Origin of the sequence: Acetobacterium wieringae, assembly GCF_026646375.1 — a bacterium.
GTDB lineage: Bacteria > Bacillota > Clostridia > Eubacteriales > Eubacteriaceae > Acetobacterium > Acetobacterium wieringae_A.
Window position 1 is genome coordinate 47758 of sequence record NZ_JAIPPU010000002.1, and the last position, 22622, is coordinate 70379.

Here is a 22622-nt window from a genome sequence, read left to right on the forward strand (position 1 = left end):
TATGTATTTCTTGAACTATCCTAATCGTCGGTTGGTTTTTTTTCTTCCAGTTTTTTCTTGGCTTCCCGTTTCTGCACTTCCAGGTCATTCTGATGGGCAACCCGATCACAAAAAACCTGGGCAGAATGATAGCCATACTCCTTCGTTCGATTATTGATGGCGGCGGTTTCAATGATACAGGCCAGATTTCGACCTCCCGATACGGGAATCATCACTTCCGGCACCTCGATTCCCAATATATCCAAGGTTTGTTCATCCAGACCCAGGCGGTCATAAGGTGAGCGTTCATCCCAATTCTCCAGACGAATAACCATATCAATTTCGACGTCCCGCTTCACGGCTCTGGCGCCATAGAGGGTTTTAACATCAATAATTCCGATGCCGCGAATTTCCATAAAATGCTGAAGCAGTTCCGGAGCAGTTCCCATCAGGTGACCATCCCGAATCCGTTTAACCTCAACTACATCATCGGCAATCAGACAATGCCCCCGTTTAACAATTTCCAGCGCTGTTTCGCTCTTACCAATGCCACTGGGCCCAGTAATCAGTACCCCTACCCCAAAAACCTCAACCAGAACCCCATGTAAGCTGATCCGGGGGGCTGAGAGCTGGTCAATATAATTGACCAGATCATAAAAAAGAGTGGTGGTGGTTACTCTGCTCTTTAAGAGGGTTCGACCATATTTTTGAGCCGCTTCTTCAAACAGATGGGTCTCATCCTGATCCCAACAAACAATAAAACAGGGAAAATCATAGGAAAAAAAGTCATCAATTTTCTGTTTTCGCACCGCTGGATCCAGATCCAGTAAATAGGAGACTTCCACCTTACCAATAACCTGAATTCGTTTGGAATCAAAGTGTTCATAGTAACCATGAAGCTGTAGCCCGGGTCGGTTGATCCCGCTGTTTAACAGATCCAATTCCGTTGACTGATAATAAATTTTTTCAAGTTTAATTTCTTTACAAAAATCATCCAGATTTACTTTGCCATTCATTCTTCTATCTCTTTTCATTGATTTACTGCTGATTAGTCTACTCAAGTTATTCTACCTCAAAGTTTCCATTGTTAAAAGTTTTTTTATGTCTTGTTTTTAAAATACGTAAAAATCGCCTGGGCTGTTTTCACCTGCATCCCAGGAACCGCCTGGAGTTCTTCCAGCGTGGCTTTTTTGATTCTCTCCACCTGTCCAAAATGAGCCATTAGGGCCTCCCGGCGTCTTTTTCCAACACCGGGTATTTCCTCCAGCTGAGAAGCCAGCATTTCTTTTTTTCTTAAAATCTGATGGTAACCCAGGGTATAGCGGTGCACCTCTTCAGAAATTTCAAACAGAAAAACTCCCAACGGGGTAGCCTTTTTAATCGGATATTCAGTCCCCTTAAAAAAAATTCCCCGAAGTCGATGGTGATCATCCTTAACCAATCCGCACACCGCAATCTCCATCGGATAGAGCGAAACAATGCTTTCTGCTGCGTTGACATGTCCACTACCGCCATCGATCATCATGATTTCCGGCAACGGTAGAAAGTTATTACCTTCTGGGGCTTTCATGGCCCGTTCCATCCGTCTGAAGATCATTTCCTGCATACTGGCATAGTCGTTTTGTCCTTCCACAGACTTAATCTTAAAACGACGACAGGCTTTCTTGTTGAGCTTGCCATCATCAAACACCACCATACCACCGACATTATTGGTGCCGCCGATATTGGAAATGTCATAGGCCTCAATGCGACTGGGCGGCCGGGTTAAACCAAGTAGCTCCTGAAGTCCAACCAGGCGACTTTTAGAGCGAATTTCTTTTTCCCGTTTTTCCAGCAGCTGCTGTTTCAAAGCCAGATCGGCATTATCCGCCACCATTTCCAACATTTTTATTTTCTGTCCCCGTTGCGGTGATAATACTTCAATTTTTTTACCGGCCAGATTCCCCAACCATTCTTCGATGACTTTTTTGTCTTCCAGCGACTCTTTTAAAATTATTTCCCGGGGAATAAACCCACAACTGGCATAATATTGTTTAACAAAGCTCTCTAAAACTTCCCGGGAACTGACCTCTCCAATATCTTCGAGAAAAAAATGATCGCGCCCCATCAGCTTCCCTTCCCGAACATGAAAAACCTGAACACATCCCAGATTCTCACTTACGGCAAACCCAATAAAGTCCTGATCCTGTCTGGTGCTGGAACTGATTTTCTGCTTTTCGACAATATGCTCAATCCCAGCAATTTGATCCCGATATTTAGCCGCCTCTTCATAATTCTGCGCTAAAGCGGCAGTTGTCATTTTATCGCTTAAATCCTTAAGCAAATCCGGATGTCGACCATTTAAAATATCCAGAATTGACTGGATGTCCTTGGCGTACTTTTCTATCGATACATTCCCTTGACAGGGGGCCTGACACTGGCCGATATGGTAGTTCAGGCAAGGCCGACCGGACTTTTTGCCATAAGCAACCTGACGGTTGCAGGTTTTTAGGGGATAGATCTTTAAAATTGCTTCAATGGTATTTTTTACTGCATATGAACTGGTAAAGGGTCCAAAGTATTTCGCTCCATCTTTTTTATACTCCCGGGTCATCAGAATCCGGGGATATTCTTCATTAACCGTAAGCCGAATCCAGGGATAACTTTTGTCATCTTTCAGCAGAATATTATAACGGGGATGATGGGTTTTTATCAGATTACATTCCAGAATCAACGCTTCCATTTCCGAATCGGTAACAATCGTCTCAATGGTTTCGATGTGAGATACCAAAACTGCTGTTTTGGCCGTCAGTTGACTGATCGAATGGAAATACTGCCGCACTCGATTGCGCAGATTAATGGCTTTCCCAACATAAATTATTTCACCTGGTTTATTTCGCATTATGTAAACCCCGGGGTTCTGGGGCAGATCTTTTAATTTCTCTTTATCATACATAGACATCAACCTTAAATAAATATTTTTTTGGAATTTTTTGTTTATTCGTACCCACATTTTGGTATAATAATATTACTTTTTTAAACATCCGATTATTATACAGAAAGGAAGTGTTACCATGTTTGAAAAAATAACTGTAGATGGCCACAATACCCTGATTTCATTCGGTAATTTCGAAGTGAAGATTGTTCCGAAAATTTATGGCGGATTTACCCTGACAAAATCAATAAAAGACAATCCCTTCAAAATCATCGAAATACGTGAGATAAGACTTCCACTATCAGAAAAAGAAGTTTTAAAGGAAGCGAAAGATTTATTAAAAAGAAAATATGAGTCCATTGACTTCAATAGCTATTGTACCACATAAATCTTGAGATCAGCTTTTTTTGATCCAACTTGTTCCCAAAACAAGTTGGATCCGTTCTTTTGTTGATCTTTACCTAGACCTGATGCGTTATTTGCGACGATTCCTTTAATTTCTAAAGTGTTTGTTAAATAAATTGACAGTGACCTGCGTCAGGTGCTATAATAAAAAGGAATTAAAGTGTATTTATTGATTTCACATATTTTTGCAAGTCATTTTTACGTTGAGATGATTTGCAAAAATATGTGTTTTTGTTTTTGCATTACGATTTACAATTAATATTTAGGAGGTACCAAAAATGAATAATGGTACAGTAAAATGGTTTAACGACGAAAAAGGATTTGGTTTTATTTCAGTGGATGGCGGCAACGATGTCTTTGTCCATTTCTCAGCAATTATTGCTGACGGTCGTAAGAGCCTAGTTGAAGGACAACGCGTTACCTTTGATACTGAAAAAACGGATCGTGGCTTACAGGCTACCAACGTTTTTCTTGCATAATTAAGTCTTTTTAGAAAGCCCCACCAGCTGCGCTGGTGGGGCTTTTTTCTTGCTCACTACTTAACACCATACCGACCAATTATTAATCTTCTTTAGGCGACTCTGATTTAAGATGGCAGCTTGGGCAACCGTCGCCACCTTTGCAGCCCTCGCAGGAAAAATCTCCGGCCTTCATTTTTTTTGCTTTTTTGAAAATTATATAACCCGCCGCACCCAAAATTAATGCTGCTAAAATCCAGGTAATCATTTTTATCCCTTCTTTCTTTTATTACACTGATACAATGCGTCCACTGCTGAATTAGCCAAAAATTCGACTGCCAACCTGATAGACAATTAAAGCAATGGTATAGGCCAACCCAATTTGATAAGCCAATGCAAAAATAAAATCACGCCAACTTCCCAATTCTTTTTTCATGGTGGCAATGGCGGCCATACACGGCGATGCCAGTAAAACAAAGATCACGAAGCTGTAGGCGGAAACCGGTGTAAAGATCAGACTGATCGCTTCGGTAAAGCTGCCTTCCTGACCAGACAAAAGCACACTCATGGTACTGATAATCATTTCTTTGGCGGCAATACCCGTTAATAGCGCTACCGAAGCGACCCAGTTGCCAAAACCCAGTGGGATAAAGATTGGTGCAATGATTTTGCCGAATGCCGCTAAAAAGCTTTCATCCGGAGTTTGAACCATTTGAAGATCCGGGGTGAAGCTCTGCAAAAACAACAGCACCACTGAAGCCGCAAATATAATCGTTCCGGCCCGGACAATAAATTCTTTGGTTCGTTGCCATACCTGAGTGGCGGTATTCTTAAGCTTTGGCAATCGTAACGGCGGAATCTCCAGCAGATAACCGGAATCGGCTCCCTTAAACCAGGTTTTCGACAGCACAAATCCGGATGTGAAAACTGCCGTCAAGCTAACCAGATAGAGAGAGAATACCAGCAGGGTCTGATATTCAACAAAAAACACCGACGCCATCAAAACATAGATGGGCATCTTGGCCCCACAGGAGATAAACGGGGTCAGAACCGCCGTCAGCTTCCGCTCCCGTTCATTTTCCAGGGTTCGGGTAGCCATTACTCCCGGCACCGAACATCCCAATCCCACCACCATCGGGATAAAGGATTTACCAGATAAACCGAAATGTCGAAAAATCCGATCCATAATGAAGGCAACCCGGGCCATATAACCGCTGTCCTCAAGAATGGAGATGAAAATAAACAGCACCACCAACTGTGGTACGAAAGTCAATACTGCGCCAACTCCGGTAATAATACCGTCATTGATCAGGGCAATGATCCAATCTGCTGCTCCCAAGCTTCCCAGACCAGCAGCCACCGTTACCATCAGCACATCATTGATAAACCACTCAATCCCACCAATAGTAATTTCACCTACCAAGGTAATTGATACATAATAAATCACAAACATAAAGAAAAAGAAAATCGGCAGGGCAGCATAGCGGTTCATCAGCACCCGATCCAGTCGCTCCTGAAAAGGGGTGTTCTGCTCTTTGGTTTTTTTTGTTGCCTTGTTGATCCCATCGGTGATAAAGCGATAACGATAATCGGCAATGGCACTGTCGACATCATGATTTGAGAGCATTTCGATTTTTTTTCTTGCGATACCGATATCTGCTAACAACTCAATATTTTTATCAATTTTCAGGAGCACTTCTTCATCTTTTTCGATTAGTTTAATGACCCGGAATAACCGTGGGTAATCGGGTAAAAGCTCGGGATATTTATTCTGAATAAGCGCATCAAATTCATTAAATACGGTCATTATATCCGGCGGAAAGATCTGCGGAAATTCTTTAAGTCGTTGAATATCAACAGTTTTTTCAACCACTTTGATCAATTCGTCAATGCCGGTTTCCTTCTGTGCCGATATTTCAATAAACGGATAACCGAAGATTTTTTCCATCTCCCGAACATCGATCTCCACCCCGGTTTTCTTGACCACATCCATCATGTTCAGCGCTCCCACCATCGGACAATTGAGTTCCATCAATTGGGTGCTCAAATACAGATTTCTCTCAATGTTGGAAGCGTCAATAATATTGATAATCAGATCTGGCCGTTCATCCAGCAAAAAATTTCGGGAGACGATCTCGTCCATCGAGTACGGTGCCAGTGAGTAAATACCCGGCAAATCCACCAAGGTCATGTCCTTACTGGTGCCTCTCAAATCTCCCTCTTTTTTTTCAACCGTTACCCCTGGCCAATTCCCCACGTAGAGATTACTGCCGGTGAGACAATTAAACAGCGTCGTTTTTCCTGAGTTGGGATTTCCCACCAACGCAATTTTATATTTCATTTCCATTCCTCATTTCCCTTTTTCACAAATGCTGATTACTCTTTTAAACAACGAAACCACCTCAAAAGGTGGTTTTAGCGTTTATTACTGAACCATTAAAATATTTTCAGCATCTTTTCTCCGAAGGCTGAGGGAATAACCTCTCAGGCGAACCTCTATGGGATCCCCAAATGGAGCTGTTTTATTAACTTGAATCTCTACCCCTGGTGTCACACCCATGTCCATGAGTTTACGACGCATTAAACCTTCCACAGCAATCGAACCAACACATGCCTTCTGACCTGGTCTTAAATCTTTCAACGTAAACATAAACACACCTTCTATTCTTCTTGTTTTATATTTATGGTAACCGTCATCATTTGTTAAAGATGACTTTCTTTTTGTTAGCTTTATTATACTCTAATTGAAATTCATTGTCAATTAGAGTCAGTAACTTTTTCTGGTCTTAAGCATTTTTTAAACGTATCTAAAAAAGAACGCTGAAAACAGCATTCTTTTTTAGTCGATAAACCTTCATACCGACCAATGACCTGGAGACACACCATGATCGAACCAGTGTCGGTACTGGGTTAGCTTTTTTATCAATTACGGCAAGATTTTCCTGAGATACTGGCCGGTATAGGATTGGGGCTCTCGGGCGATTTCTTCAGGAGACCCGATGGCAATAATGGTGCCGCCACCATCGCCCCCCTCCGGTCCAAGATCGATGATATGATCGGCCACTTTGATCATATCCAACTGGTGCTCAATAACGACCACCGTGCTACCGCTGTCAGCCAGCCGCTGGATGACATTAATCAGCTGATGGACGTCAGCAATATGCAAACCAGTGGTAGGCTCGTCAAGAACGTAGAGAGTTTTACCGGTATTGCGCTTACTTAATTCAGTGGCCAATTTTACCCGCTGGGCTTCTCCACCAGATAATTGGGTCGATGGCTGTCCCAATTTTACATAACTGAGACCGACATCGTAGAGGGTTTGGAGCTTTTCTTTGATTTTAGGAATATTGCCAAAAAATTCCAGGGCTTCCTCCACCGTCATATCCAGTACGTCGGCAATGTTTTTGCCCTTGTATTTGACTTCCAGGGTTTCCCGGTTATAGCGCTTGCCGCCGCAGACCTCACAGGGTACATAAACGTCCGGCAAAAAATGCATTTCAATTTTAATAATCCCGTCACCGCTGCATTTTTCACAACGGCCACCTTTGACATTAAAGCTGAATCGGCCTTTCTGATAACCTCTGGCCTTGGCTTCCGGGGTTTTGGCAAACAGATCCCGAACCAGGTCAAAGACCCCGGTATAGGTGGCTGGATTGGAGCGGGGGGTTCTGCCAATCGGTGACTGATCAATATCGATTACCTTATCGATGAATTCAACCCCATCGATACGGGTATATTTTCCCGGTTTTTTCAGGCTGCGATACAGTTTCTGAGAAATTCCCTTGTATAAAATCTCATTGATCAGCGTGCTTTTACCGGATCCGGAAACTCCGGTTACACAGATAAATTTTCCCAGCGGAAAATCGACATCCAGGTTTTTTAAGTTATTCTCCCGGGCACCGACAATCTTTATCATCTCTCCGCTTCCTTCCCGGCGCTTTTGCGGAATCGGGATAAAGCGCTTACCACTGAAATACTGGCCAGTGATCGACTCCGGCACTGCCATAATGTCTAAAAGGCTTCCCTGTGCGACAATTTGGCCACCGTGAACCCCGGGCCCCGGGCCAATATCGACAATGTGGTCAGCAGCCTGCATGGTTTCCTCGTCGTGTTCCACCACAATCAGTGAATTTCCCAAGTCGGTTAAGCGCCGCAGCGTTTCCAGCAATTTCTGATTATCCCGTTGATGGAGACCAATACTGGGTTCATCCAAAACATATAATACCCCCACCAGACCCGAGCCTATCTGGGTGGCTAACCGAATCCGCTGGGATTCACCACCCGAAAGCGTACCAGCATTCCGGGATAGGGTCAGGTATTCCAGTCCGACATTTTTCAAGAAGGTGAGCCGGGCCTCAATTTCTTTAAAGATCGACTCGCCAATCATCATTTCCCGGTCAGTCATGGTCTGAGCTTTAAAAAAATCAAGCAATTGACCAATGGCCATATCGGTAATTTCGATGATATTTCGATCATGAATTGTTACTGCCAGACTGGTGGGATTGAGCCGCTTGCCATTACAGGTGGGACATGGGGTTTCGGACATATAGCGCTCAATTAACGACCGCATCCGCTCCGAGGTCGTTTCCAGGTAACGTCGCTCCATGTTCTTAATCAGTCCTTCAAAGGTGGAGCTATAGGTTCCCGAAAACTTACCTTCATAGGCGATTTCCAGAACCTCGTCGCTGCCATAAAGAAGCGCCTGTAAAAATGCCTCGCTGGCATCTTCCAGGGGTAACTCAATATCAAACTGGTGTTTTTTGGCCAGCGCCTTAATCAGATTGTAATAATACTTGGAATCACTCTTTAAACCAAAGAATTTGATGGCCCCGTTGGCAATCGATAAACTTTTATCGGGAATCAGTAAATCCGGATCCACTTCCTGATGAAATCCCAGACCGTGACAATCCGGACACATTCCAAAGGGATTATTAAACGAAAACGTCCGGGGCTCCAATTTGTCCATGGCAATGCCACAATCGGCACAGGCCAGTTTTTCGCTAAAAAGCTGTGACTCGCCGCCAATCACATCACAGATCACCAGACCACCAGATAGCTTCAGGGCAATTTCCAGTGAGTCGGTCAACCGTTTGCCAAGGTTTTCCTTCGCCACCAGACGATCCACCACCACTTCAATGGTGTGCTTTTTATTTTTATCAAGATTAATTTCATCGGTAACTTCCATCGCCTCCCCATCAACAATGATCCGGACAAAGCCTTCTTTTCTGATGTGATCGATGATCTTTTTATGCTGTCCCTTTTCCTTCCGGATTACCGGTGCCAGAATCTGAAATTTTGTTTTTTCCGGTAGCGCCATGATGCTGTCGACTATCTGATCCACCGATTGCGATTGTACCACCTTGCCGCACTTGGGGCAATGGGGAATCCCAATCCGGGCATAGAGCAATCGCAGATAATCATAAATCTCGGTGACTGTCCCTACCGTAGAACGGGGGTTACGATTAGTGGTTTTCTGGTCAATCGAAATTGCCGGGGATAAACCGTCAATGCTTTCCACATTGGGCTTCTGGGACTGCCCCAGAAACTGCCGGGCGTAGGAAGAAAGCGACTCCATGTAACGGCGCTGTCCTTCGGCATAAATGGTGTCAAAGGCAAGCGAGGACTTCCCCGAGCCACTAAGCCCGGTGAATACCACCAGCTGATCCCGGGGTATTTTTAAGTTAATGTTTTTTAAATTGTGCTCTTTGGCACCTTTTATTTCGATATATTTCATATTTGTGTTTACTCTCTCCTTATATTACCGCATGAATTATTAAATGGAAAAACACCATTCTGTCATGGTCTGGTACATCTGTTGTCCGATATTAGCCGACACTGCAAATAAAAAACAACTAAAATTCAGTCTCAGTCATCTCGTCATACCATCAACTTAAGCTATCTTCGGTAATTTTTCAGATGATGAATTTCATCCCGCAGTTTAGCTGCCCGTTCAAACTCCAGAGCTTCGGCCGCAGTCAGCATTTCTACTTCCAGTTCTTTAATCTTTACATCAATATCCAAGGCTTCATCACCAATTGCATAGGTTGCCGCTTCCTCGGCCACCTTGGTCGCCTCGATAACAGCATGGATATCTTTTTTGACCGAACTGGGGGTAATCCCATGGGCTTCGTTGTAGGCGCTTTGAATATCCCGGCGGCGATTGGTTTCGCTAATGGCCCGATCCATCGAGGGCGTCATCTTGTCTGCATACATGATGACATGACCATCCAGATTACGAGCTGCCCGACCAATCGTTTGAATTAAAGACGTTTCTGATCGCAGGAATCCTTCTTTGTCAGCATCCAAAATCGCCACCAAACCGACTTCCGGCAGATCAAGCCCCTCCCTGAGTAGGTTGATGCCCACCAGCACCTCAAAGGTACCCAACCGTAAATCCCTTAGAATCTTCATTCGCTCAATGGTATCCACATCCGAATGCAGATAGTTCACAAGGACACCATTTTCTTTGAGGTAGTCGGTTAGATCTTCAGCCATTTTCTTTGTTAACGTGGTGACCAGTACCCGATTGCCCTTGCCGGTGGTCAATTTGATTTCACCTAGCAGGTCATCGATCTGACCGGCAACCGGGCGAACTGTGATTTCCGGATCGATCAGACCGGTCGGCCGGATAATCAGCTCAACGGTATTTTGGTTGTGTTCTTTTTCATATTTGCTAGGGGTTGCCGTTGTAAAGACAATCTGATTGATCTTGCTCTCAAATTCGGAAAAATTCAAGGGGCGGTTATCATAGGCTGAAGGCAGCCGGAAGCCATAGTCCACCAGGTTACTCTTACGGGCTCTATCCCCGGCATACATTCCGCCAATCTGGGGAATCGAGACATGGGACTCATCGGCAATCATCAGAAAATCCTTGGGAAAATAATCGATCAGGGTATAGGGTGGTGATCCTGGGGGCAGTCCGTTGATGTAGCGGGTATAATTCTCAATACCGTTGCAATAGCCCATTTCCCGGAGCATTTCAATGTCGTAGTTGGTTCGTTGAAGAATCCTCTGGGCTTCCACCAGACGATTGTTTTGAGTATACTCATCATAGCGATGCCGCAGTTCCTGCTGAATGCCAGCAATCGCCCGTTCCAGATTTTCCGGGGTGGTCGTATGGTGAGAAGCCGGGAAAATCGAGACATGGTTCAACTCCCCGTAAATCTCCCCGGTCAGGGTGTCAATCTCAGTAATCCGTTCAATTTCATCCCCAAAAAATTCCAGTCGGATCGCCCTATTGGATGAAGCCGAAGGAAATATTTCCAGAATATCGCCGCGAACCCGAAAGTTATTCCGCTCAAAAGCAATGTCATTTCGGGTGAATTGAATATCCACCAGCTTACGGATAATCGTATCCCGATCTTTTTCCATCCCCGGACGAAGTGACAGCATCAAATTTTCATAATCATAAGGACTCCCCAGTCCATAAATACAGGACACACTGGCAACCACAATGACATCCCGGCGTTCAAATAAAGCTGCTGTAGCAGAGTGACGCAATTTATCAATCTCGTCATTGATGGATGAGTCTTTTTCGATAAATAGATCCGAATGCGGTACATAAGCTTCCGGCTGATAATAATCATAATAGCTGACAAAATACTCCACCGCATTGTCCGGAAAAAAACTCCGAAACTCATTGGTCAACTGAGCCGCCAGAGTTTTATTATGAGCAATCACCAAGGTCGGCTTTTGCACCGCTTCAATCACCTTGGCCATGGTATAAGTTTTTCCGGAGCCAGTGACACCCAATAAGGTTTGATACTTTAATCCCGCCTTGATTCCGTTGGCGATTTTTTCGATGGCCGGACCCTGATCGCCCTTGGGTTCGTATTCCGAGACAACCTTAAATGCATGCTTCATATCTTTCATCAGCACCCTCCAATCAATTCGATGAACATTCGTTCCATTATTCTATCACAGCTTTTTTTTAATGGCAAACAATAATCCTTATCATTTAATAAAATCTTAATTATTCCTCTCAACTAAAAAAAGCATGCCGTCACGGCATGCTCATAAATTCTAATTAGTTCCACTGAGAACCTGTAAGGCTTTTTGCAGCTGAACATCTTCTTCGTCGGTGAAAAAATTATTTTTCATAAAGTCGGTGGCTTCAATCACACTATTCGGTTCTAACCCTTTTTCGTGAATGTTGTTGCCATTGGGAGTGAAATATTCAGAGTTGGTCACCTTAAAGCCTCCGCCATCGGTGAGACTGATGATTTCCTGAACAATCCCCTTGCCAAAAGTCTTGGTGCCGATCAGCTGGGCAGCACCCGTATCCTGGAGGGCTCCAGCCAATATTTCAGCCGAGCTTGCCGTTCCACCATCCACCAGGGCAACCATTGGTAGGCTAAGCTGTTCCGTGCCATCCGAGGTATACTCAGTTTTATTGCCGTTTTTATCAACCGTATAAACAACCAGGGTTTCACCCAGAATCCGGTCAGCAATTTCCACCGCTTCTTTTACGCCACCACCGGGGTTGCTACGCAAATCAATCACCAGACCGGTAATATTCTGAGCCAGCAATTCATTCAGCTGAGTATCAAAATCGTCTGCGGTTTTATCTGTAAATTCACTGATCTGGATATAGCCTTTATCGCCGATCACCCGGGATTCCACCGTTTTTGCTTCAATGACTTTGCGTACTAATTGCATATCAATGACTTCCTCGCCACGCAAAAGGGTAATATTAACGGTGGTATCTGCTGGCCCCTTTACCTTGGCAACCACTGCATCTGAGCCAATCGTACTGACATCTTCTCCATCTACTTTGATAATTTTATCGCCCGTTTTTATCCCGGCCTGATCAGCCGGTGTGTCTTTTTGTGGGGCAATTACATATGTCACGCCCTGATCATCTTCTGTCACCACAACCCCAATGCCTTCATATACGCCGGTGGCTGATTCCATATATTTCTTAAATTCTTCGGATGTAAAATAACTGCTATAGGGATCACCCAGACTGTCAAACATCCCCTTGATGGCCCCATCAATTAATGTGGTGTTATCAACATCCTTATAATACTCCAGATCAATCTGTTCTTTTAGTGCCAATAGTTTTTTAATCCCAGCGGCCGTTTCACTGCTGTCAACCGTCACAATCAACTTATTGCCGACCAGATAATTGCTTGTTGTGGCCACTGTGAAGGTGATGATATTTGTGATGATCAACACCACAATTACCACGATGAGCTTGGCTTTTTTTGACTTATTTTCCATGTTTTCACCTTATCCTAAATTTTATTATTATACAAATAAAACAGGAGAAAAGAATCATGATTCTTTTCTCCTGTTCTTTCGTTATAGTCTACAATGTTTCGCTTAAAAATATCCTAAAGGATCAACAAATGATCCGCCGGAAAGTACGCCGAAATGGAGATGCGCACCGGTGGAATTACCAGTGGAGCCGACGTAACCAACGACATCGCCTTTATTGACAGTTTGACCTGCCGATACAGCAACTCCGCTCATATGAGCATACATGGCCTGAAGGCCGTTGCCTAAATCCAAAATTACACAATTTCCATAACCACCATTCCAGCCGGCTGATAAAACCGAACCGTTCCCCATGGCCAGTATTGGTGTTCCGGATGGTGCACCCATATCAACGCCATAATGGGTCCGGTAGTCACCCCAGATGGGGTGTAACCGGGTGCCAAAGAAATCATCATCGGCGGATGGATAATAGCCCGGACACGGCCATTGATAGGTTCCGTTTGATGGGACAAAGGTCGTGCTGCCACCAGTGGTTGACCCGCCAGAAGCGGCTGCCTGGGCTGCCATCATTTCCCGAACCTGAGCTTCAATGCTCGCTGCGTTGGCTGCTTCAGCCGCCACAATTGCCTGATACTCAGCGACGATCGCCTGGTTTTGGGCCAAGAGACTGTCTTTCTGAGCTTTAATTTCCTGCTGCTGGGCTAAGGCCGTTTCCTGCTCAGTTTTTTTAGAAACTGTCTGCAGCCGGTCGGCCTCAATTTTAGCTTTCTTTTCATCGATTATTTTCTTTGTTTCAGCTAAAGCGTCCAATGATGCCTTATCCGATTCAATGATATAGCGGGACATGTCAACCTTGGTGACAAAGTCGGCAAAATCGGATGAAGTAAATAAAAACTCCAACATACTACCATTTCCGTACATGTACATAGTACGGACACGTTCGTTCATGGCTTCTTCCTGTTCTTTCCGTTTGGCTTCGGCAATATTGAGTTCTTCCTGAGTTTTGGCAATGTTCGCTTCCAATACGGCTATCTCAGAATTAATTTTATCAATGACGCCCGTGATCCGGCTCATTTCTTCGTTGGCCTTGCCGATTTCGGCCTCGATACCAGCAATCGTATTCTGGGTCATGTCAATCTGGTATTGTGCAGCCGCCTGTTTTTGATTACTTTCTGCCAGCTGTTCGGTCAGGGATGCAGCATTAACCGGAGATATCAGTATCCCCAATGTCACCATCATACCCACTATGCCTGAAATAATATGTTTTTTTGTCATCCAACAATCCTCCTGTGTTTGACCAAGTCTAATCATTTATACATCCAAGAATTTGCGAATCGCAAATACGCTACCAACGGCACCGATAAACCCTCCGTAAATCAGGTAGAAGAAAATCAATTGTCCCATCACTGCATCGGGAGAAGCCAAACTGGCATCCACTGGCAAAAATAAATTTCCGCCAACTAATCCCAAAATATAATAATAGGTGATCCGAATAATCAGGAAAGCAACAATGGCTCCCATCAACCCCAACAGCGTCCCTTCCAGAATGAACGGCGCCCGGATATAGGCGTTGGTTGCACCCACATATTTCATAATGCCAATTTCCCGTCGTCTTGCAAAAACGGTTAATTTAATCGTATTGTAAATAATAAAGATGGAAATCATTGATAACACCACCAATACCACTATACTTAAAGTATTGGTAAATTTATTGAAACTCACCAGTGCTTCCACATATTCCTGACCATATCGGACGTACTCAACCCCTTGGCCTTCAAACGACATGGCCAGAGTTTGAACTTCATCCATATCATCCGGATCAGTCACCCGGACAACAAAGGATGCCGGCATTGGGTTGTTTTCTGAATTATAACCACTGAGCAGCGGCGCATAATCTTCCAGACTGACGGTGAACTTTTCCAAAGCTTCTTCGGCACTTTCAAAGGTAACTTCTTCAATCAGGTCACTTTTCTCCAAAGCCTGTTCTATGGTTGCTTTTTGAGTGTCGGTAAAATCGGACTGGAGAAAGATTTTCAGTTCCAGTTTCGATTCCACATCTTTGGTCACTTCCTGAACATTGATGGTTAAGATCAGAAAAATCCCCAGGATAATCAACGCAGCAATTACCGACAGCACCGAAGCCGCACTCATCAGGTTATTTCGTTCAATGCTTTTTAAGGTATCCCGGACAACATTTTTGGGCATTGTTTTAATGGAACTAAACTTCATATCCGTACCTACCTGTCGCGTCATCTACTTTGAGAACACCGTCTTCCAATGTCAAAACCCGTTTTTTCATGGTATCAACGATTTCCCGGTCATGGGTAACCACCACCACAGTTGTTCCTCTACGGTTGATTTCTTCCAGAATACTGATAATCTCATAGGATGTTTCGGGATCAAGGTTTCCGGTCGGCTCATCACAAATCAAAATAGAGGGGTTGTTAATAATCGCCCGGGCAATAACCACCCGCTGTTGCTCACCACCAGATAACTCATGGGGATAGTGGTTCATCCGATGGGATAAGCCAACCATATCCAGAGCCAACGGCACCCGTTTCTGGATCTGCTTTTCAGATTTTCCGATTATTTCCATGGCATAGGCCACATTTTCATAGACGCTTTTGTTTTCCAGCAGCCGAAAATCCTGAAAGACAATCCCCATTTTTCGTCTTAAGAAAGGGATTTCTTTTTTTGACAATTTTGAGACATTAAAATTATTAATGTATACTGAACCTTCTGTCGCTTCAATCTCTCTTAAAAGAAGCTTAATAAATGTTGATTTTCCGGCCCCACTTCGACCCACCAGAAAGACAAACTCACCCTTATCAATAAAGAGGCTGACGTTTTTAAGCGCATCGCTCTTGTTTTTATCGTAACCCTTGGTTACATTTTTAAATTCGATCATATCTTAGCCACTCCTAATTTACTTATCATTCGCTTGCTTTGACAGGGCATTTTAACACGCGCTATCCTATTTTCTGCTTAAATGTTTTTTGACAAGTTAAGATTATTTTAATCAAAAGAATGTTAATTGAAAAAGACTTCCGGGTATTGGTCCGTTTTTTGGCCTTCAAATCATTCCTCATTTGAAACTGTATTCATTTTAGCATACTTTTTGAATAATTTCATTAAAAAAATAAATATTTTGTAACAAATGTATCGAAATTCGTCCGAATCCCTGTTTTTCTATTGATTTAAGAAATTCAATTGGCAAAATAAAAAGAGAAAAGACGTTGTTCATCTTTTCTCATCATATATACCGTGTAACGGTTGGAAAAATTAATTCTAAATATAGGGACTAATTGGTGATCCATACAAACGCACTTCATAATGAAGATGAGCACCTGTTGAGTCGCCAGTGCTGCCAACCGCTCCAACGGTCTGACCGGCCGCAACCGTTTCGCCTGATGATACATTAATTGCACTTAAATGGGCATATACTGCCGACAAACCATTGCCGATATCAACAATGACACAGTTTCCATAACCGCCATTCCAACCGGCTGAAATCACAGTTCCGTTTCCGGCACAGGCCACCGGTGTCCCGGTTGATGCGCCAATATCGACGCCAGCATGGAAGCGGGAATCACCCCAGATGGGATGGATTCGCCAGCCAAATTCACTGGTAATATTGCCATCGCAAGGCCAGACATACGAGCTGGAATATACCGGAGGCGCCGTTGATCCGCCACCGGATGTGTCGCCACCGCCAGTATTGGTCGTATCACCACCTGCCGAGCCATCCGTCGCACCGGTGCTGCCGTTATTTTGAGCTGCCTGCTCAGCGGTGGCCCGCTGTTGTTCATAATAGACCTGTAACTGCCCTTCAATATCTGCTGAAGTAGCTGCTTCAGCTGCTTCAATGGCCTTGTATTCTTCTAAGGCTGCCTGGTTTTGGGCCAATAGCTGATCCTTTTGAGCCAAAACTTCTTCCTGTTGAGTTAGTACAACTTCCTGTTCGGTTTTTTTCGCTACTGTTTTTAATCGATCTGCCTCAATGCTCAGCTTCTTTTCATCGATCACTTTTTTCGTTTCTTCCAGAGCATTCAGGGAGTCCTTGTCTGCCGTCATAATGTAACGGGACATATCTAATTTTGTAATAAAATCCGAGAAATCTGAAGCTGAGAAAATAAATTCCATGATACTGCCGTTGCCGTACATATACATCGCCCGAACCCGATCGCTCATGGCTGCTTCCTGTTCTTGCTTCTTGGCCTCAGCAATTTTCAGCTCTTCCTGTTTTTTTGCAATATTTGCTTCAATGGAAGATATATCGGCATTGATTGCACCGATTATTCCATTGATCCGGTTTACCTCTTCATTGACTTTGCCGATTTCGTCCTCAATCCCATTGATGGTATTCTGAGTCATGTCGACTTGATACTTTGCTGCTGCCTGTCGAGCATTGCTTTGGGCTAACTGCTCGGTTAACGAAGCCGCATTGACGGGTGCTGTTAAAAATGCCAAAACCAGGGAACCAGTAACGATACCTGATACAACTCGATGTTTTTTCATTTTTCCCCTTTCCCACAATTATATAATTGTGACCCTGTCTAGTTGTTACTTTCCTAGTAATTTTATTATTTTTGTAACGGTTGTATTATACCATAATCCTGTCGTAATTAAAACAAAAACAATAAAATAACTTGAAAATATTTTGTATAAAATGTTTAATAATGCGATGTTTTTTGATTTATATTTCATAGTAAAAAAAGACACTCTAAAAATTCAGAATGTCTTTTTAATATTTATGTTGAAATTTTTGACTTAAAAAGCTGCTTTATAGATAGCAATCACGTCTTCTTTGGTTGGGCATTTGGGATTACCACCGGTACAAATATCGGCCAGTGCCAGATCAGCCAATTCACTGAAATCTTCTTCTTTGACTCCGATTTCTTTTAGTCCGGCCGGAATCCCCACATCTTTGGATAGTTTTTTTATGGCATCGATGGCCATGATATTGATTTCTTTCGGCTCACGACGACTGGTATCGACACCCATCGCCTGGGCAACATCTTTTAGTCGATCACCAACAGCGTCAGCATTAAATGCCGTAACATAAGGCAACAAAATGGCATTGCAAACCCCATGAGGCAAATCATAGAATCCGCCTAACTGGTGCGCCATAGAATGGACGATTCCCAATCCGCCATTCGAGAATCCCATCCCGGTGACAAACTGACCATAAGCCATGGCATCCCGGGCATCCAAATCATCACCATCTTCAACGGCCTGTCTTAGGCTACCAGAAATGGCTTTGATGGCTTCGAGATTAAAAAGATCGGTGAATCGTGAAGCACCGGCGGTGGTATAACCTTCAATGGCATGCGTTAACGCATCCATACCGGTGGCAGCCGTTAATGATTTTGGCATTTTGAGCATTAAAACCGGATCATTGACCGCTACGGTTGCCAGACAGTTGGGATCAACAATAACCATTTTGAGTTTACGCTCTTCATCAGTGATAACATAATTGATGGTCGCTTCACTGGCGGTTCCGGCGGTGGTATTAATCGCCACAATTGGCAGGGATTTATTGGCAGTTTTGCCAACGCCTTCGTAATCCCGTAAATCCCCGGGATTGGTAGCCAGAATGGCAATTCCTTTGGCGGTATCCTGGGGCGATCCCCCGCCGATACTGACGACAAAATCGCATTCATTTTCCTGTAAAGCCTGAAGACCAGCATTTACATTGGCAACAGTAGGGTTGGGTTTAACATCTGAAAATAAGGCATACGGAACTTTTGCTCCATCTAATACATTGAGTACATCTTGAACAATACCTGCTTCAACAAGTACCTTATCGGTTACAACTAAGGCTTTTTTCACGTTCATACGTTTGATCTCTGGCGCAATCAGTTCAATTGCTCCCGGTTCCATAATGACTACTGGTGGAAAATAATAGGTTCTTGCCATAAGAACACCTCCAAAATTATTCGTTTACATGATTATATGCCATCGAAATGGCTGAATAAATGGAAATTTTTTCTTGTTTGAGATACATTATTGAAATGATTGATCAATAACATGGAATAAACCGAACACAATAAATAATAAACGGCTTTTCTTATGATTTATCTCTTATTTTTAAGAATACTATTATATGATTTTATAAAATTGATTGAACTACGTTTTGAAGAGGTAATTATGAAAAACATCAGTATTCTTGGGTCAACTGGCTCAATTGGAACCCAGGCTCTGGAAGTTGTTTCTGAAAACAGCAACGCTTTAAATATTGTCGGTTTAACCACCAATACCAGCATTGAACTGCTGGAAAAACAGATTGTCACCTATTCGCCCCGGATTGTCTGTGTGATGGATAGCGATTCTGCACTAATTCTGGAAAAGCGCCTTAAAACAAGAGGTTTAGCGGTGGAAGTGGTGACTGGTTTAGAAGGCCTGATTGCAGTTGCCACAGCATCGGAAAATGATCTACTGCTCACGGCGGTATCTGGAATGATTGGTCTGCAACCGACTCTTGCCGCCATTGATGCGGGTATTGACATTGCTCTGGCTAATAAGGAAACACTGGTAGCTGGTGGCCAGCTTGTGATGGATGCAGTCGCCACCAGCGGGGTTTCACTGCTTCCGGTTGACAGTGAACACTGTGCCATTTTTCAATGTCTGATGGGGAATAAGCATGAAGAAATTGACCGGATTATTATTACCGCATCCGGCGGGCCCTTCCGGGGATATACCCCCAAACAGCTGGAGTCGGTTACTCTGGCCCAGGCCTTGAAGCATCCCAACTGGTCAATGGGAAAGAAAATTACCATTGATTCAGCGACCCTGATGAACAAGGGGCTTGAAGTCATCGAAGCTAAATGGCTCTTTAATCTGTGCAATAATCAGATTGACGTGGTGGTTCATCCTCAAAGCATTATCCACTCAATGGTGGAATTTATCGATCATTCCACCATCGCCCAATTGGGCATGCCAGATATGGCTCTACCGATTCAAATCGCTTTTTTTTATCCCAAACGGGTTGCCAACAATCGACCATCTCTGGACTTTAGCCTGATTCGTGAACTAACCTTCGCAGAACCTGATCGAATCGCCTTTCCCTGCTTGCAGTTGGCCTATGATGCCCTGGAAACTGGTGGCACCATGGCCTGTGTCCTTAATGCTGCCAATGAGATTGCAGTGTCTCGATTTTTAAATCAGGAAATCCAGTTTCTGGATATTCCCCGAATCAACCGGCAGGTGATGGAACAGCATCAGGTAATTGCCCGTCCCAATCTTGATGATGTGCTGGCAGTGGATGCCTGGGCCCGAGAAATTTCACAAGCTTATCACTAATTACTTACTATCCAGATAAGCCGCTTCCTTTGCGTGACATCTTCTACAACTTAAGAGACAGTAGTAACTGTTTACTACTGTCTCTTTTTTTTGCTGCCAATCCCTTATTAAACCGTTTGTTTGATCTCGACACTATTTTTAATTTTTACGGCTACCAAAACCATTGAAATAATGCTGCCAAGTATTAACGTAAGTGCTGCAATTTGCCAGTCTGCTCGTGCTGATGTCAAGTTAAATGTCTCACGTAAAAATTTCAGAGCATAAGGTGATAGAAATTGTCCAATCCCGGTTCCACTGACATAAATTGAAATGGCCACCGCCGCATATTTCGGGCTTGTTGCACTGGCAGCTACAGCCATTACAATCGCAGGGTTAAAAGTTCCAAATCCAATACCGAAAATAATGGCACCCAGTATGAGCAATGTCAGACTGTTCGCTGAGAGCAAAATCACAAAAGACAATCCCACACACAAAACACCAAATGAAGCACTATATTGTTTTAATCTTTTGGCAATGCTTCCATAGAGCAATCCTACCACAAAAGCTGAAGCCGTAAAAATACTCAGAACCGTAGCCGATTGCGTAGCATTACCAATTCCATCGGCTTTCATGACCATGGCAACATTTGTCATAAAACTGAATTGGACCATATTAACCAACCCACAAGCAACTGCTAAAATGAAGGTCATCGTTGTTACTTTCTTTTCTTTTATCGCCAAATCGTCAACTTTTTCCGGTTTTTTGACCCCGGTATCCGGAAGTTTAAACCAGATAATCAGCGCAATTGGAATCACCAATAAAAAACCAAGAAATGAAAAACGCCAATTATAAGCGGCCAACATGCCACCCATCATCTGGAAAACCATTCCTGCCGCAGCACCAACTGCACTTTTGAAGCCCATCAGCTTGTTCGCCTGTTGCCCGGAGAAGAGGTCAGTAATAACCGCCGATGCCATTGGGAAAACCAAACCGTATCCAGCTCCGAAGACAAACCTCATAACTATCATAAATTGCAGATCTCCAACAAATGCTGATGGAATCCCACCAATAAAAATTAAAACCATCGCAATGGAAATAATCTTCTTAATACTTATGTATTGGGTTAACTTACCGGAAATCAGGGCAAAGAACACCATCATCAGCGAAGGAATAGTTGATAATAATTTAATTGTCTCCGGTGCTGCATCCGGAAATGCTTTTGCAATTTCGGCTAATGCTGGTGTCGTCATGCTGGTTGTATACATCAGTAATGCTACCGACAATGCTGCAATCTGAACCCATAAACTACTGTTATTATTTTTTTCCATTTTGTTTTCCTTTCGACTCTAAATTATAAACGTGGTTAATTTATTAAACAATACCATCTTTTTATATTTTTGTCACCTCTTTTTTTGTTAATTATTAATTAAATCCTGTTATATGGTAAAAGTAATCGTTTTTATGTCTTTATTTTTCGTAATTTTTATTATTTTGATTGTATCTTTGCTATACCATTCTTTTTTTACTTACATTAATTCGTGATAAAAATCTGTATATTTATCATGTTTAATATATTTCACTCAAAAATTCTTGGCAAATTTGCACAAAAAAACAATACCATCGTTAGCTGATTTCAAATCAGCAACAGATGGTATTGTTTTTATATCGTTAAGCAGTTACAAATACTTAACCCGCTATGACGATAAAATTTTTCTCAACTTTCAGATGAATGGCATCAATCATCCTCCGAGACTCTTCGATGCACTGGTCAATAAAGCTATTTTCAAATCGTAAGCTCTGAAAGAGCAACCGAATTTCGAGTTCAGCCAGATACTCGCTGCTGCAGTCTAAATAACCATCATCCCGGGAGACGTGCAGTCCATGAACAACTGCCAGATTTGCCAATGCCAATGCCTTTACTTCCAATCGGTCAAGTCCAAGCTTATAAGACCGGTTGATATTCTCGACAAACCCGACCGACGCACTTTCTGTTTTCATCAATGCATTGGTGTCACACAACTCATGATAAAACTGGTTCAAATGACGATTCAACCGACAATTGCGATTCTGCACCCGAAACTCAATTGCGGTTCTTAACACCGCATTGCATCCAGGGAATTTTTCGTCGATGGCCTTCTGGGTTTTTACTTTATTCGCAACCATATACTCATTATATACTTCCAGTGCCAGGTTGTTCTTATTTTTGAAATAATATGCAACCATCGCTTTGTTTGTTCCCGAATCTTCTGCAATTTGCGCCAGTGTTGTTTTTGTGAATCCATATTCATAGAATAACTGTTTTGCAGTTACATAAATCTTTTGCTTTGTTTCCAGACCAGTTTTGTAATTAGCCAATGTTTGTTCCT

Annotated in this window: 18 protein-coding genes; 3 read left to right on the forward strand and 15 right to left on the reverse strand. The window is 43.2% G+C overall.

Translation table 11 applies throughout. From position 1 onward, the window contains the following. Positions 1-20 precede the first annotated feature (20 nt). Together hprK and uvrC are read right to left on the reverse strand one after the other, a co-directional pair. On the reverse strand, positions 21-995 hold the full coding sequence (gene hprK, locus Q7P33_RS01940) for an HPr(Ser) kinase/phosphatase (RefSeq protein WP_303866958.1): 975 nt from the start codon (positions 993-995) through the stop codon (positions 21-23). Positions 996-1078: 83 nt separating this feature from the next. Next, positions 1079-2914: an excinuclease ABC subunit UvrC gene (uvrC, locus tag Q7P33_RS01945; protein ID WP_303866960.1), complete on the reverse strand. Its 1836-nt coding sequence runs from the start codon at positions 2912-2914 to the stop codon at positions 1079-1081. A gap of 118 nt (positions 2915-3032) precedes the next feature. Between uvrC and Q7P33_RS01950 the strand changes: the two genes are divergently transcribed. Both Q7P33_RS01950 and Q7P33_RS01955 read left to right on the forward strand, forming a co-directional pair. Next, positions 3033-3281 (forward strand): hypothetical protein, encoded by a 249-nt coding sequence (locus Q7P33_RS01950; protein ID WP_070371882.1) that lies wholly within the window; start codon positions 3033-3035, stop codon positions 3279-3281. A gap of 295 nt (positions 3282-3576) precedes the next feature. Then, positions 3577-3777 (forward strand): cold-shock protein, encoded by a 201-nt coding sequence (locus Q7P33_RS01955; RefSeq protein ID WP_070371881.1) that lies wholly within the window; start codon positions 3577-3579, stop codon positions 3775-3777. A gap of 82 nt (positions 3778-3859) precedes the next feature. Here the strand turns inward: Q7P33_RS01955 and Q7P33_RS01960 are convergent, their stop codons facing one another. From Q7P33_RS01960 to Q7P33_RS02010, 11 genes are all read right to left on the reverse strand, one after another. Beyond that, positions 3860-4024 (reverse strand): FeoB-associated Cys-rich membrane protein, encoded by a 165-nt coding sequence (locus Q7P33_RS01960; RefSeq protein WP_303866965.1) that lies wholly within the window; start codon positions 4022-4024, stop codon positions 3860-3862. Between the two features lie 51 nt (positions 4025-4075). Next, entirely contained in the window at positions 4076-6097 is a 2022-nt protein-coding gene (feoB, locus tag Q7P33_RS01965; protein ID WP_303866969.1) for a ferrous iron transport protein B, read from the reverse strand. 84 nt (positions 6098-6181) lie between these two features. Beyond that, positions 6182-6406 carry a ferrous iron transport protein A gene (locus Q7P33_RS01970; protein WP_303866971.1) on the reverse strand — a complete coding sequence of 75 codons (225 nt, stop codon included), beginning with the start codon at positions 6404-6406 and terminating at the stop codon, positions 6182-6184. A 276-nt stretch (positions 6407-6682) separates the two neighbouring features. Further along, complete coding sequence (gene uvrA, locus Q7P33_RS01975) at positions 6683-9490, reverse strand: excinuclease ABC subunit UvrA (protein ID WP_303866973.1); 2808 nt, start codon at positions 9488-9490, stop codon at positions 6683-6685. A gap of 161 nt (positions 9491-9651) precedes the next feature. Beyond that, positions 9652-11628, reverse strand: coding sequence for an excinuclease ABC subunit UvrB (gene uvrB / locus Q7P33_RS01980; protein ID WP_303866974.1), 1977 nt, complete (start codon positions 11626-11628; stop codon positions 9652-9654). 150 nt (positions 11629-11778) lie between these two features. Continuing rightward, complete coding sequence (locus tag Q7P33_RS01985; RefSeq protein ID WP_303866975.1) at positions 11779-12978, reverse strand: S41 family peptidase; 1200 nt, start codon at positions 12976-12978, stop codon at positions 11779-11781. A gap of 102 nt (positions 12979-13080) precedes the next feature. Next, complete coding sequence (locus Q7P33_RS01990) at positions 13081-14250, reverse strand: murein hydrolase activator EnvC (RefSeq protein WP_303866976.1); 1170 nt, start codon at positions 14248-14250, stop codon at positions 13081-13083. Between the two features lie 36 nt (positions 14251-14286). Beyond that, positions 14287-15228: a permease-like cell division protein FtsX gene (gene ftsX / locus Q7P33_RS01995; RefSeq protein WP_303866977.1), complete on the reverse strand. Its 942-nt coding sequence runs from the start codon at positions 15226-15228 to the stop codon at positions 14287-14289. Continuing rightward, on the reverse strand, positions 15194-15883 hold the full coding sequence (gene ftsE, locus Q7P33_RS02000; protein WP_070371876.1) for a cell division ATP-binding protein FtsE: 690 nt from the start codon (positions 15881-15883) through the stop codon (positions 15194-15196). Before ftsE ends, ftsX begins: the two co-directional genes overlap by 35 nt. Positions 15884-16263: 380 nt before the next feature. Continuing rightward, positions 16264-17493 (reverse strand): murein hydrolase activator EnvC, encoded by a 1230-nt coding sequence (locus Q7P33_RS02005; protein WP_303866978.1) that lies wholly within the window; start codon positions 17491-17493, stop codon positions 16264-16266. Between the two features lie 252 nt (positions 17494-17745). Further along, positions 17746-18894, reverse strand: a complete 1149-nt coding sequence (locus Q7P33_RS02010; RefSeq protein WP_303866979.1) for an iron-containing alcohol dehydrogenase — start codon at positions 18892-18894, stop codon at positions 17746-17748. 228 nt (positions 18895-19122) lie between these two features. Here Q7P33_RS02010 and Q7P33_RS02015 point away from each other — a divergent pair, with 228 nt between their 5' ends. Beyond that, positions 19123-20277, forward strand: coding sequence for a 1-deoxy-D-xylulose-5-phosphate reductoisomerase (locus tag Q7P33_RS02015; protein WP_369693277.1), 1155 nt, complete (start codon positions 19123-19125; stop codon positions 20275-20277). A 107-nt stretch (positions 20278-20384) separates the two neighbouring features. Here Q7P33_RS02015 and Q7P33_RS02020 read toward each other — a convergent pair whose 3' ends face one another. Next, positions 20385-21584, reverse strand: a complete 1200-nt coding sequence (locus Q7P33_RS02020) for an MFS transporter (protein WP_303866981.1) — start codon at positions 21582-21584, stop codon at positions 20385-20387. A 358-nt stretch (positions 21585-21942) separates the two neighbouring features. Then, the gene (locus tag Q7P33_RS02025) at positions 21943-22611 is read right to left on the reverse strand and encodes a TetR/AcrR family transcriptional regulator (RefSeq protein WP_303866983.1); all 669 of its coding nucleotides are present in this window, start codon (positions 22609-22611) and stop codon (positions 21943-21945) included. Between the last annotated feature and the right edge of the window lie 11 nt (positions 22612-22622).